The organism is Streptomyces sp. NEAU-sy36 (assembly GCF_013423905.1).
Classification (GTDB): domain Bacteria; phylum Actinomycetota; class Actinomycetes; order Streptomycetales; family Streptomycetaceae; genus Streptomyces; species Streptomyces misionensis.
In genome coordinates this window covers 6,282,647-6,295,079 of the sequence record NZ_CP058977.1, presented here as the reverse complement: position 1 = coordinate 6,295,079, position 12,433 = coordinate 6,282,647, and the positions used below count along the sequence as shown (strand labels likewise).

The following is a 12,433-nucleotide window of genomic DNA, read 5'->3' as shown; positions in this document are numbered from 1 at the left end:
CGTGTCACCGCACCGATTGCCGTCAGTGTGACGAGAACCGGTGGGAGCGGAAGTCGCAACGAGAGCGCCGCAAAATGGTCGAGGGGCGGGTGAATCCGGTCCCCGGTGGTCAGGATGGGGGCATGGGATTCCATGTCGACTCCGAGGCCGGGCGGCTGCGCCGCGTCATCCTGCACCGGCCGGATCTTGAGCTCAAAAGGCTCACCCCCAGCAACAAGGACGCCCTCCTCTTCGACGACGTGCTCTGGGTGCGCCGGGCGCGCGCCGAGCACGACGGGTTCGCCGACGTGCTGCGCGACCGCGGCGTCGCCGTCCACCTCTTCGGCGACCTTCTGGTCGAGACCCTGGAGGTCCCCGAGGCCCGCGCCCTGGTCCTGGACCGCGTCTTCGACGAGCGCGAGTACGGCCCCCTCGCCACCGCCCATCTGCGCTCCGCCTTCGAGAACCTGCCCGCGCGGGAGCTGGCCGAGGCGCTGGTCGGCGGCATGACCAAGCGGGAGTTCCTGGAGGCGCACGCGGAGCCGACCTCCGTGCGCTTCCACGTGATGGAACTGGACGACTTCCTGCTCGGCCCGCTCCCCAACCACCTCTTCACCCGAGACACCTCCGCCTGGATCTACGACGGGGTCGCCATCAACGCCATGCGTTTGCCGGCCCGGCAGCGCGAGACCGTGCACTTCGAGGCGATCTACCGGCACCACCCGCTCTTCGACGGCGAGCGGTTCCACGTCTGGTCCCAGGGGCAGGCCGACCACCCCTCCACCATCGAGGGCGGCGACGTGCTGGTGATCGGCAACGGCGCGGTCCTCGTCGGAATGAGCGAGCGCACCACCCCGCAGGCCGTGGAGATGCTCGCGCACAAACTGTTCGCGGCCGGCTCCGCGCGCACCATCGTGGCGCTCGACATGCCCAAGCGGCGCGCCTTCATGCACCTGGACACGGTGATGACGATGGTCGACGGCGACACCTTCACCCAGTACGCGGGGCTCGGCATGCTGCGCTCGTACACCATCGAACCGGGCGTGGGCGAGAAGGAGCTGAAGGTCACCGACCACCCGCCGGAGCACATGCACCGGGCCATCGCCGCCGCCCTCGGACTCGGCGAGATCCGGGTGCTCACCGCCACCCAGGACGTGCACGCGGCCGAGCGCGAGCAGTGGGACGACGGCTGCAACGTGCTCGCCGTCGAGCCCGGGGTCGTCGTCGCCTACGAGCGGAACTCCACCACCAACACCCATCTGCGCAAGCAGGGCATCGAGGTCATCGAGATCCCCGGCAGCGAGCTGGGGCGGGGCCGGGGCGGCCCCCGGTGCATGAGCTGCCCGGTGGAGCGGGACGCGGTGTGAGCGCGGGGGCGGTGCCGGGCCGGCCGGGCGCCGGTGTGACGATGTCCACCTCACCCCCTGGGGCTGCATAAATTTGCCGAAGGTCGTATAGAATTCCATCGTCCTTATCGTCGTACCCCTGGAGCGCCCCCATGGCGACAGTCCCGACCGCCCTCGCCGGCCGCCACTTCCTCAAGGAGCTGGACTTCACCGAGGCGGAGTTCCGCGGTCTGGTCGAGCTGGCCGCGGAGCTGAAGGCCGCCAAGCGGGCCGGGACCGAGACCCCGTACCTGCGGGGCCGCAACATCGCGCTGATCTTCGAGAAGACCTCGACGCGCACCCGCTGCGCGTTCGAGGTCGCCGCCGCCGACCAGGGCGCCCACACCACGTACCTCGACCCGGCCGGCTCACAGATCGGGCACAAGGAGTCCGTCAAGGACACCGCCCGCGTCCTCGGCCGGATGTACGACGGCATCGAGTACCGGGGCGACAGCCAGGCCAAGGTCGAGGAGCTGGCCGCCGAGGCCGGCGTGCCCGTCTACAACGGCCTCACCGACGACTGGCACCCCACCCAGATGCTCGCCGACGTGCTCACCATGACCGAGCACAGCGCCAAGCCGCTCACCGAGACGGCCTTCGCCTACCTCGGCGACGCCCGTTTCAACATGGGCAACTCCTACCTGGTCACCGGCGCCCTGCTCGGCATGGACGTCCGCATCGTCGCCCCCGAGCAGTACTGGCCGAACGCCGCGATCGTGGCCCGCGCCCGCGAACTGGCCGAGCGCAGCGGCGCCCTGATCACCCTGACCGAGGACGTGGCCGAGGGGGTGCGCGGGACCGACTTCGTCGCCACCGACGTGTGGGTCTCCATGGGCGAGCCCAAGGAGGTCTGGGCCGAGCGGATCAAGGCCCTCGCGCCGTACGCGGTGACCATGGACGTGCTGCGCGCCACCGGCAACCCGGACGTCAAGTTCCTGCACTGCCTGCCGGCCTTCCACGACCTCGGCACCAAGGTCGGCCGGGAGATCCACGAGACCTACGGCCTGACCTCCCTGGAGGTCACCGACGAGGTCTTCGAGTCGGCGCACTCCATCGTCTTCGACGAGGCCGAGAACCGGCTGCACACCATCAAGGCCGTGCTGGTCGCCACACTCGGCCGGTAGTCCTGGTCCGCGTCCGCGACCAGCGCTTATCCTGATCGGCGGGCCGGAGCCACCCATTCCGGTACCGCCGCCGCGACCGTCATCCCGTCGCCCGCACCACCAGAAACGAGCACCACCCGCAATGCCCGCTCCCCGCATCAAGTCCCCCCACCTGCTCGTCGCCGAATCCGGCGCGGACCGCGAGGGGCACGGCCTGAAGCGCACGATGGGGCTCTTCCAGCTCATCTGCTTCGGCGTCGGCGCCATCGTCGGCACCGGCATCTTCGTCGGGCTCTCCGACTCCGTCGCCCAGGCCGGCCCCGCCGTCGTCGTCTCCTTCGTCCTCGCCGCCATCACCTGCGTCTTCACCGCCTTCTCCTTCGCGGAGCTGGGCGGCGCGATCCCGGTCTCCGGCTCCTCGTACTCCTTCGCCTACGCCGGCCTCGGCGAGTCCACCGCCTTCCTGGTCGGCTGGTGCCTGCTGCTGGAGTACGGCATCTCCATCTCGGCCGTCGCCGTCGGCTGGAGCCAGTACGTCAACGAGCTGCTGCACAGCCTCACCGGCTGGCAGCTGCCCGCCCTGCTGTCCGCCGGACCCGGCGACGGCGGGATCGTCAACCTGCCCGCGGTGCTGGTGATCGCCATGGCCTCGGTGCTGCTGGTGCGCGGCGTGCGCGAGAGCGCCCGGGCGACCGCCGCCATGGCCGCCGTCAAACTGGCGATCCTGCTCGCCTTCTGCGCCATCGGCTACAGCGCCTTCAAGCACGGCAACCTCACCCCGTTCTCCCCGGCCGGCCTCGGTGGCATCGGCGCGGGCACCACCGCCGCGTTCTTCTCGTACATCGGCTTCGACGCGATCACCACGGCCGGCGAGGAGGCCAAGAACCCCCGCCGTGACATCCCCGTGGCGATCATGGTCTGCATGGGCATCGTGACGCTGCTGTACTGCGCGGTCGCGGTCGCCGCGATCGGCGCCATCGGCGGCAAGCAGGTCGCCGGCCGCCCCGCCGCCCTGTCCTACGTCGTCAACGAGGTCACCGGCTCGACCATCGGCGGCGGTGTGATCGCCTTCGGCGCGGTCGTCGCCATCGCCTCCGTGGTGCTCGCCGTGATGTACGGCCAGACCCGCATCCTGATGTCGATGTCCCGGGACGGACTGATCCCGCGGGTCTTCGAGAAGGTCTCCCCGAAGACCTCCACGCCGGTCGCGGGCACCCTGATCGTCGCGGTCGTCTTCGCGCTCCCGGCGGCCTTCGCCTCCCTGGACTCCGTGATGAACCTGTGCACCATCGGCACGCTGGCGATCATGGCCGTCGTGAACATCGCGGTGATGGCCCTGCGCCGCCGCGAGCCGGGCCTGAGCCGCAGCTTCCGGGTGCCGCTCTATCCGGTGGGCCCGCTGCTCGGCATCGCCTTCTGCCTCTACCTGATGTACGAGACCGGCTGGCACACCTGGGTGCAGTTCGCGGTCTTCCTCGCAGTGGGCCTCGCCGTCTACGCCGCCTACGGGCGCCGGCACTCCACGCTGGCCGGCGACGCCGCGGGCGTCACCGCGGACGCCGCTGAGCGGGAACCGCAGGCAGTGTGAACCACACCGCCTTGCCCTTCGGGGTGGGGCGGTGTCCGCACGAGGCGCTCAGCGCGCGGATCAGCAGCAGCCCGCGCCCGCCCTCCTGCCACACGTCGGGCTCCTCCAGGACCGGCCGGGTCAGCTGACCGGGCGGCGCGGGGTCCGGGTCGTGCACCTCGACCTGGCAGCCGGTCGGCGCCACCTCCACCACCAGCTCGATCGGGCCGCGGCCCGCGGTGTGCTCCACCGCGTTGGCCACCAGCTCGGCCGTGAGCAGCTCCGCCGTGTCGCAGTCGGGCGCCTGCTCCACCTCGGAAAGGGCCGTGCGCACCAGCGCGCGGGCCACCGGCACCGCCGCGGCGGTGTGCGGCAGCGCCAGGCGCCAGGAGGCCGATTCGGTGGGGCGTTCGTGCAAGGCGAGTCCGTTCATGGAGCAGGCTGTCCTGCTTTCGACTGTAGGAATGGTACGGGCCCGGCCGCCCGAGACGGTCGGCGGGCTTCGCCCGGGACCCTCGCCCCGGTACCGGACGCCCTACCCGGCCCGGCCCCCCGCCTCGCCCGCCCGAGCGCACTGTTACGAGCCCGCAGCGAAGCGGTGACACCCGGCGCGAGGCACCTCCCGCGGTCCGGTCTGTCGCGCGCCCGTGACGACAGTCACAAACAAGTGATAACTTCGAGGCACAGCGCAACGTACGGCACCGCCGCCCAAGGAGGCCGCACGTCATGAGTCCCTTCACCGGCTCCGCCGCCCGCACCGCCGACTGGGAGCACCTGCGCCTCCGGCTCGCCGACGGGGTCGCCACGGTCACCCTCGCCCGTCCCGACAAGCTCAACGCCCTCACCTTCGGTGCCTACGCCGACCTGCGCGATCTGCTGGCCGAGCTGTCCAGGGAGCGCTCGGTGCGCGCCCTGGTGCTGGCCGGGGAGGGGCGCGGTTTCTGCTCCGGCGGCGACGTGGACGAGATCATCGGCGCCACCCTCGCCCTGGACACCGCCCAGCTGCTCGACTTCAACCGGATGACCGGCCAGGTGGTGCGCGCCCTGCGGGAATGCCCGTTCCCGGTGATCGCCGCCGTGCACGGGGTCGCGGCGGGCGCCGGGGCCGTGCTCGCCCTCGCGGCCGACTTCCGGGTCGCGGACCCGAGCGCCCGCTTCGCCTTCCTCTTCACCCGGGTCGGCCTGTCCGGCGGCGACATGGGCGCGGCCTATCTGCTGCCCCGGGTCGTCGGCCTCGGCCACGCCACCCGGCTGCTGATGCTGGGCGAGCCGGTCCGCGCCCCCGAGGCCGAGCGCATCGGCCTGATCAGCGAACTCACCGAGGAGGGCCACGCCGACGAGGCCGCCCAGGCCCTGGCCCGCCGGCTGGCGGCCGGCCCCGCCCTGGCCCACGCCCAGACGAAGGCCCTGCTGACGGCGGAGCTGGACATGCCGCTGGCGGCCGCCGTGGAGCTGGACGCGGCGACCCAGGCGCTGCTGATGAACGGCGAGGACTACCGGGAGTTCCACGCGTCGTTCACCCAGAAGCGCCCGCCGAAGTGGCAGGGGCGGTGACCGGCCGTGCCGACGTCAGCCGCGTCCGCCGCCTCCCGCGTCGCCGTCGTCGGCGGGGGACCCGGCGGCCTCTACGCCGCCGCCCTGCTCAAGCGCCTGGACCCCGCCCGTGAGGTGACGGTCTGGGAGCGCAACGCCCCCGACGAGACCTTCGGCTTCGGAGTCGTCCTGTCCGACGAGACCCTGGGCGGCATCGAACACGCCGACCCGGTGGTCCACGAGGCCCTGCAACGGCACTTCGTCCGCTGGGACGACATCGACATCGTCCACCGGGGAGTGCGCCACACCTCCGGGGGACACGGCTTCGCGGCCCTCGGCAGACACCGCCTCCTGAGGATCCTGCACGACCGCTGCCGGGAGCTCGGCGTACGCATCGAGTTCCGCACCCCCGCCCCGCCCCCCGGCCGGCTCGCCGCCGAGCACGACCTGGTCGTCGCCGCCGACGGGGTGCACAGCGCCACCCGCGAGACCTACGCCGACGTCTTCCGCCCCACGATCACCGGCCACCGCTGCCGCTACATCTGGCTCGCCGCCGACTTCGCCTTCGACGCCTTCCGCTTCGAGATCGCCGAGACCGAGCACGGCGTGATGCAGCTGCACGGCTACCCGTTCGCACCCGACGCCTCGACGGTCATCGTCGAGATGCGCGAGGAGGTCTGGCGGGCGGCGGGATTCGACGAGACGGACCCGCGCGAATCGACCGACCGCTGCGCCAAGGTCTTCGCCGAGGCGCTGCGCGGCCGGCCGCTGCGCTCCAACAACTCGGCGTGGACGACCTTCCGCACGGTGGTCAACGACCGCTGGTCGCACGGCAACATCGTGCTGCTCGGCGACGCGGCCCACACCGCCCACTTCTCCATCGGCTCGGGCACCAAGCTGGCCGTGGAGGACGCGCTGGCGCTGGCGGCGTGCCTGTCCGAACAGCCCGACGTGCCCGCCGCCTTGACGGCGTACGAGACCGAGCGCAAACCGGTCGTCGCCTCCACCCAGCGGGCCGCGAAGGCGAGCCTGGAGTGGTTCGAGAACCTGCCCCTCTACCGGGACCAGCCGCCCCGCCAGTTCGCGTTCAACCTGCTCACCCGCAGCCGCCGGGTCACCCATGACAACCTCCGGCTGCGCGACGCCCGCTTCACCGAGGCCGTGGAGCGCGAGTTCGGCTGCCCGCCCGGTACGCCCCCGATGTTCACGCCGTTCCGGCTGCGCGGGCTGACCCTGCGCAACCGGGTGGTGGTGTCCGCGATGGACATGTACTCCGCCACCGACGGCGTGCCCGGCGACTTCCACCTCGTCCACCTGGGCGCCCGCGCGCTCGGCGGGGCGGCGCTGGTCATGACCGAGATGGTGTGCGTGAGCGAGCGGGGCCGCATCACCCCCGGCTGCGCCGGCCTCTACACCGGCCGGCAGACGGAGGCGTGGCGCCGGATCACCGACTTCGTGCACCGGCAGGCGCCGGGCACCGCGATCGGCGTCCAGCTCGGCCACTCGGGCCGCAAGGGCTCCACCAGACTGATGTGGGAGGGCATGGACGACCCGCTGCCCACGGGCAACTGGCCGCTCGTCGCGCCCTCCCCGCTGCCGTACAAACCCGTCAGCCAGGTCCCCCGCGAAGTCACCCGTGCCCAACTCACGGACATCCGCGAGCAGTTCGCCGCGTCGGCCTGGCGCGCCGCACGGGCCGGCTTCGACCTCCTCGAACTGCACTGCGCCCACGGCTATCTGCTCTCCGGCTTTCTGTCCCCGCTCACCAACCACCGCACGGACGCCTACGGCGGCTCACTGGAGAAACGGCTGCGCTTCCCGCTGGAGGTCTTCGACGCCGTCCGCGCGGTGTGGCCGGCCGATCGCCCGATGACGGTCCGCATCTCCGCCACCGACTGGGCGGAAGGGGGCACGACGGCCGAGGACGCGGTGGAGATCGCCCGCGCCTTCGCCGGCCACGGCGCGGACGCGATCGACGTCTCCACGGGCCAGGTCGTCTCCGACGAACGCCCCGACTTCGGCCGCTCCTACCAGACCCCGTTCGCCGACCGGATCCGCCACGAGGTGGGGGTCCCGGTGATCGCCGTCGGCGCCATCTCCTCCTGGGACGACGTCAACTCCCTGATCCTGGCGGGCCGCGCCGACCTGTGCGCCCTGGCCCGCCCCCACCTCTACGACCCCCACTGGACCCTCCACGCGGCCGCCGAACAGTCCTACACCGGCCCCGCAGCTCCCTGGCCGCCCCCCTACCGGGCCGGCAGCCGCCGCCCCCGGACGGGCCGCACCGACACCCCGAAACCCAGGCTGTCGCTGGGCGGTTGACCCCGATGCCTCCGCGCGGTCGCCGTCAGATCGTGTTGGTCCGGGCGTCCGGACGCGGCGACAGCACCGCGCGGACGACCGGGCCGGACGAGGACACGACGTCGGCCGCGAAGCGCCGCCGGCCGACGCCGAGCCGGCGCAGCGCCGGGCCGTGGCCGGTGGCGACGACCAGGGACGCGGCGAGGAGGAGCCTTCCACTGCGAGCGACTGCACTTCTGCCTCGCGGAGCCGCTCCTCGGCGACGAACAGCCGGACCGCCCGCGCGTAGTCGCCGTCACCGGCCTGGACCGGAACGACGCGGTTCGACGGCGGACCGTTCCCCGCGCCGGTGACGCCGCCGGCCGGCCGCGGGGCCGAGTGCCGTCCGCCCGAGTGAGCGGACTTCCTCACCGGGCCGGCAGGGCGAACCGCGCGCCCGGGTCCCGGAGGCGGTCGTGCAGGGCCTGGAAGACCTCGGCCGAACGCAGACCCGGCCAGGCCGGGGGCAGGAGGTGAGCGGGCAGTCCGGGGTCGGTGTAGGGGAGGTGGCGCCAGGAGTCGAGGGCGAGCAGGTAGTCGCGGTAGGCGTCCTCGGGCGGGGTGTCCGGGCGGTCCTGCCAGGCGCGCAGCACCGGCGCGTGGGCGTCCAGGAAGCGCTCGTGCTCCCGGGCGATCGCGGGCAGGTCCCACCAGCGCGCCACCGCCTCGGCCGTGGGCGCGAACCCCAGGTGCTCACCGCGGAAGAAGTCGACGTAGGGGTCCAAGTGGAGGCGGCGCAGGGTGTGTTCGGTCTCCTCGTGCAGGCGCGCGGGGGCGATCCACACGCCCGGCGCCGCCGTGCCGAAGCCGAGCGCGGACAGGCGGGAGCGCAGGACGTGCCGCTTCTGCCGTTCCGTCTCGGGCACCGAGAACACCGCGAGCACCCAGCCCGCGTCCTCGGGAGGCGCGGCGGCGTAGATGCGGCGGTCGCCGTCCTCCAGCAACTGCCGTGCCTCGGCCGAGAGTTCGTAACCGGCCGCACCGGAGGGGGTGCGGGCGGGCAGCAGCAGGCCGCGCCGTTTGAGCCGGGACACCGAGGAGCGGACCGAGGGCGCGTCCACGCCGACCGCGGCCAGCAGCCGGATCAGCTCGGCGACGGGCACCGGGCCGGGCATGAACCGGCCGTACGCGCCGTAGAGCGTGACGATGAGGGACCTGGGAGCGCGCTGGTCGGACACGTTGATCATTTTAGGTCGTCGGTATCACTGCTGGTCACCGGGGTTGCGCAGACGGAACCGCTGCAACTTGCCGGTGGCCGTGCGCGGCAGGGCGTCCAGGAAGACGAACTCGCGGGGGCATTTGTACGGCGCCAGCTCGGCGGTGAGGAACGCCCGCAGCGGCTCCGGGTCGCGGCGGGCGCCGTCGCGCAGCACCGTGTAGGCGACCACCACCTGGCCGCGGGCCTCGTCGGGACGGCCGACCACCGCGGTCTCCAGCACGTCCGGGTGACGCAGCAGGGCGTCCTCCACCTCCGGTCCGGCGATGTTGTACCCGGCCGAGATGATCATGTCGTCGGCGCGGGCCACGTAGCGGAAGTAGCCGTCGGGCTCCCGCACGTACGTGTCACCGGTGATGTTCCAGCCGTCGCGTACGTAGTCGCGCTGGCGCGGGTCGGCGAGGTAGCGGCAGCCGACCGGGCCGCGCACCGCCAGCAGCCCGGGTTCGCCGTCGGGCAGCGGGGTGCCGTCCGTGCCCTGCACCCGGGCCTGCCAGCCCGGCACCGGAACCCCCGTGGTGCCCGGTCTGATCGCCTCGTCCGCGGCGGAGAGGAAGATGTGCAGCAGTTCGGTCGCGCCGATCCCGTTGATGACGCGCACCCCCGTGCGCGCGTGCCAGGCCCGCCAGGTGGCCGCGGGCAGGTTCTCGCCGGCCGACACACAGCGCCGCAGCGACGAGACGTCGTACCCGTCCAGCTCGTCCAGCATGGCGCGGTAGGCGGTCGGGGCGGTGAACAGGACCGAGACGCGGTGCTCGGCTATCGCCGGGAGGAGGAGGCGGGGCCCGGACCGTTCCATCAGGAGCGCGCTCGCGCCGGCCCGCAGCGGGAAGACGACCAGACCGCCGAGGCCGAAGGTGAAGCCGAGCGGGGGGCTGCCGGCGAACACGTCGTCCGTGCGGGGGCGCAGGACGTGCCGGGAGAAGGTGTCGGCGATGGCGAGCACGTCCCGGTGGAAGTGCATGCACCCTTTCGGGCGGCCGGTGGTGCCCGAGGTGAAGGCGATCAGGGCGACGTCGTCGCAGGCGGTGTCGACGGCCGGGTAGGGCGTGCCGGGCGCGGGGCGGCGCAGGAGGTCGTCGGGGGTGCCGGCGCCGTACGTGGTGACGCGCAGCCCGGGGATGCCCGCCTTCGTCAGGTCGGCCACCGAGCGGGCGTCGCACAGGGCGTGGCCCACGCGGGCGATCTCGCAGATGGCCGCCAGTTCGTGCGGGCGCTGCTGGGCCAGCACGGTGACCGCGACGGCGCCCGCCTTGAGCACCGCCAGCCAGCAGGCCGCGAGCCAGGGCGTGGTGGGGCCGCGCAGCAGGACCCGGTTGCCCGGGACCACACCCAGCTCGCCGGTGAGGACGTGCGCGATCCGGTCGACGCGGGCGCGCAGTTCGTCGTACGTCCAGGGCGGCCCGTCCGGGGTGCGGAAGGCCGGGCGGGACCCGTCCGTGCCGTCCAGCAGCTCGGCCGCGCAGTTCAGCCGGGCGGGATAGCGCAGTTCCGGGAGGTCGAAGCGCAGCTCGGGCCACTCCTGCGGGGGCGGCAGATGGTCGCGCGCGAAGGTGTCCACGTGGGCCGAGAGATGCATGGCGGTTCGCCCCCTTGCCGTGACGGACGTCCGGACGGGCATTCCTGGCGGGCTCGCCGTTTGAGCGTATCGTGTTGGTGACGGCAGTCAACTGTGCGCGATAACGTCGAGGGGTGGGGACGGTCGCCTGGTCCGTCCCGGAGGGAGGACCGGCGGTGTCCGCATTCTCACTCGACCCGCGGCAGCTCGCCTGGTGCGCCGAACTGCGCGCACTGGCCGCCGAACGGCTGCGCCCGCTCGCCGACAAGGGGCCCCCGGGGAGCGTCAACCGGCCGCTCCTCGCCGAGCTGGGCGAACTCGGGCTGCTGGGGCGGTTGTTCACGTCCGGTGCGCTCGATCTGTGCCTGATGCGGGAGTCCCTGGCGCAGGGCTGCACCGAGGCCGAGACCGCGCTCGCCCTCCAGGGCCTCGGCGCCCATCCGGTGCACGCGTACGGCAGCGCCGCCCAGCGTGAGCGGTGGCTGCCGGGCGTCGCCGACGGCAGCGCGGTCGCGGCGTTCGCGCTGAGCGAGCCGGGGGCCGGTTCGGACGCGGCCGCCCTCGCCCTCGCGGCCGAGCCGGGCGGCGCGGGCGGGTGGCGGCTCACGGGGGAGAAGTGCTGGATCTCCAACGCGCCCGAGGCCGACTTCTACACCGTCTTCGCCCGCACCGGCCCCCGGGCCGGCGCCCGGGGGGTGACGGCGTTCCTCGTCCCGGCGGACCGGCCCGGCCTCACCGGTCGGGCGCTGGAGATGATCTCCCCGCACCCCATCGGCGCGCTCCGTTTCGACGGCGTGCCGGTCGGCCCCGACGATGTGCTCGGCGAGGTCGGCCGGGGGTTCGCCGTCGCCATGGGCACCCTCAATCTCTTCCGGCCCAGCGTCGGGGCGTTCGCGGTCGGGATGGCACAGGCGGCGCTGGACGCGACCGTCGAGCACACGCGGCGACGCGAGGCCTTCCAGGGCAGGTTGATGGACCTCCAGGCGGTGTCCCACCAGGTGGCGGAGATGGCGCTGCGCACCGAGGCGGCCCGGCTGATGGTGTACGCGGCGGCCACCGCCTACGACGAGGGCGCCGCCGATGTGCCCCGGCGGTCCGCGATGGCCAAGCTGCTCGCCACCGAGACGGCGCAGTACGTCGTCGACACCGCGGTCCAGTTGCACGGCGCCCGCGCGCTGCGTTGCGGCCATCTGCTCGAACACCTCTACCGCGAGGTGCGGGCGCCGCGCATCTACGAGGGGGCGAGCGAGGTGCAACGGAGCATCATCGCCAAGGAGTTGTACGCCGCAAGCGATCGGGAGGCACGGTGACGGACGAGCGGGCCGGTTCGGTGGAACGCGTCAACCCGGCGGAGCTGTCCCCGCCGACGGGGTTCTCGCACGCCGTCGTCGCGACCGGATCCCGGGTGGTGTTCCTCGCGGGGCAGACCGCGCTCGATGCCGACGGGAAGATCACCGGTGGCACGCCGGTCGAGCAGTTCGAGCGGGCCCTCGGCAATCTGCTCACGGCCCTGCGCGCGGCCGGGGGCACCCCCGCCGACCTCGCGCGGGTCACCGTCTACACCACGGACGTCGCCGCGTACCGCGCACAGGCGCGGGAACTGGGGCGCGTCTGGCGGGCGGTGGCGGGCCGGGACTATCCGGCGATGGCCGTGGTGGGGGTCGTACGGCTGTGGGACGAGCAGGCGCTGGTGGAGCTGGACGGGTTCGCGGTCCTTCCGTAGCCGGGGCCGTGACGCGCCACCGTTGGGGT

10 protein-coding genes and 1 pseudogene are annotated in these 12,433 nt (G+C 73.1%); 7 read left to right on the top strand and 4 right to left on the bottom strand.

What is annotated here, in order from left to right:
• Positions 1 to 122 precede the first annotated feature (122 nt).
• From HZZ00_RS27515 to HZZ00_RS27505, 3 genes are all read left to right on the top strand, one after another.
• On the top strand, positions 123 to 1,346 hold the full coding sequence (locus HZZ00_RS27515) for an arginine deiminase (RefSeq protein ID WP_180328964.1): 1,224 nt from the start codon (positions 123 to 125) through the stop codon (positions 1,344 to 1,346).
• 131 nt (positions 1,347 to 1,477) lie between these two features.
• Positions 1,478 to 2,488, top strand: a complete 1,011-nt coding sequence (argF, locus tag HZZ00_RS27510; protein WP_180328963.1) for an ornithine carbamoyltransferase — start codon at positions 1,478 to 1,480, stop codon at positions 2,486 to 2,488.
• 121 nt (positions 2,489 to 2,609) lie between these two features.
• Positions 2,610 to 4,055 (top strand): amino acid permease, encoded by a 1,446-nt coding sequence (locus HZZ00_RS27505; protein WP_180328962.1) that lies wholly within the window; start codon positions 2,610 to 2,612, stop codon positions 4,053 to 4,055.
• Here the strand turns inward: HZZ00_RS27505 and HZZ00_RS27500 are convergent.
• Positions 4,015 to 4,467, bottom strand: a complete 453-nt coding sequence (locus HZZ00_RS27500; protein WP_180328961.1) for an ATP-binding protein — start codon at positions 4,465 to 4,467, stop codon at positions 4,015 to 4,017. The genes HZZ00_RS27505 and HZZ00_RS27500 overlap by 41 nt on opposite strands.
• 293 nt (positions 4,468 to 4,760) lie before the next feature.
• Between HZZ00_RS27500 and HZZ00_RS27495 the strand changes: the two genes are divergently transcribed.
• Together HZZ00_RS27495 and HZZ00_RS27490 are read left to right on the top strand one after the other, a co-directional pair.
• A complete protein-coding gene (locus HZZ00_RS27495) occupies positions 4,761 to 5,588 on the top strand; it encodes an enoyl-CoA hydratase family protein (RefSeq protein ID WP_146463334.1) in 828 nt (275 codons plus the stop codon).
• Positions 5,589 to 5,594: 6 nt separating this feature from the next.
• Positions 5,595 to 7,889 (top strand): bifunctional salicylyl-CoA 5-hydroxylase/oxidoreductase, encoded by a 2,295-nt coding sequence (locus HZZ00_RS27490; RefSeq protein ID WP_180328960.1) that lies wholly within the window; start codon positions 5,595 to 5,597, stop codon positions 7,887 to 7,889.
• 25 nt (positions 7,890 to 7,914) lie between these two features.
• Here the strand turns inward: HZZ00_RS27490 and HZZ00_RS38830 are convergent.
• The 3 genes and pseudogenes from HZZ00_RS38830 to HZZ00_RS27480 all read right to left on the bottom strand — a co-directional run.
• Positions 7,915 to 8,079: pseudogene (locus HZZ00_RS38830) on the bottom strand (ferritin-like domain-containing protein); the annotation flags it as partial.
• Between the two features lie 196 nt (positions 8,080 to 8,275).
• Positions 8,276 to 9,094, bottom strand: coding sequence for a PaaX family transcriptional regulator C-terminal domain-containing protein (locus HZZ00_RS27485; RefSeq protein WP_180328959.1), 819 nt, complete (start codon positions 9,092 to 9,094; stop codon positions 8,276 to 8,278).
• A gap of 15 nt (positions 9,095 to 9,109) precedes the next feature.
• Positions 9,110 to 10,702 carry an AMP-binding protein gene (locus tag HZZ00_RS27480; RefSeq protein ID WP_180328958.1) on the bottom strand — a complete coding sequence of 531 codons (1,593 nt, stop codon included), beginning with the start codon at positions 10,700 to 10,702 and terminating at the stop codon, positions 9,110 to 9,112.
• Positions 10,703 to 10,857: 155 nt separating this feature from the next.
• Between HZZ00_RS27480 and HZZ00_RS27475 the strand changes: the two genes are divergently transcribed.
• Together HZZ00_RS27475 and HZZ00_RS27470 are read left to right on the top strand one after the other, a co-directional pair.
• On the top strand, positions 10,858 to 11,991 hold the full coding sequence (locus HZZ00_RS27475; RefSeq protein WP_180328957.1) for an acyl-CoA dehydrogenase family protein: 1,134 nt from the start codon (positions 10,858 to 10,860) through the stop codon (positions 11,989 to 11,991).
• Entirely contained in the window at positions 11,988 to 12,404 is a 417-nt protein-coding gene (locus HZZ00_RS27470) for a RidA family protein (protein WP_180328956.1), read from the top strand. The genes HZZ00_RS27475 and HZZ00_RS27470 overlap by 4 nt, the downstream gene beginning before the upstream one ends.
• Positions 12,405 to 12,433: the final 29 nt, after the last annotated feature.

What these genes read in the sequence shown, in the direction of transcription:
- HZZ00_RS27515 (WP_180328964.1), top strand. Translation starts at nt 123, where the DNA reads ATGGGATTCCATGTCGACTCCGAGGCCGGGCGGCTGCGCCGCGTCATC.
- argF (WP_180328963.1), top strand. Translation starts at nt 1,478, where the DNA reads ATGGCGACAGTCCCGACCGCCCTCGCCGGCCGCCACTTCCTCAAGGAG.
- HZZ00_RS27505 (WP_180328962.1), top strand. Translation starts at nt 2,610, where the DNA reads ATGCCCGCTCCCCGCATCAAGTCCCCCCACCTGCTCGTCGCCGAATCC.
- HZZ00_RS27500 (WP_180328961.1), bottom strand. Translation starts at nt 4,467, where the DNA reads ATGAACGGACTCGCCTTGCACGAACGCCCCACCGAATCGGCCTCCTGG.
- HZZ00_RS27495 (WP_146463334.1), top strand. Translation starts at nt 4,761, where the DNA reads ATGAGTCCCTTCACCGGCTCCGCCGCCCGCACCGCCGACTGGGAGCAC.
- HZZ00_RS27485 (WP_180328959.1), bottom strand. Translation starts at nt 9,094, where the DNA reads ATGATCAACGTGTCCGACCAGCGCGCTCCCAGGTCCCTCATCGTCACG.
- HZZ00_RS27480 (WP_180328958.1), bottom strand. Translation starts at nt 10,702, where the DNA reads ATGCATCTCTCGGCCCACGTGGACACCTTCGCGCGCGACCATCTGCCG.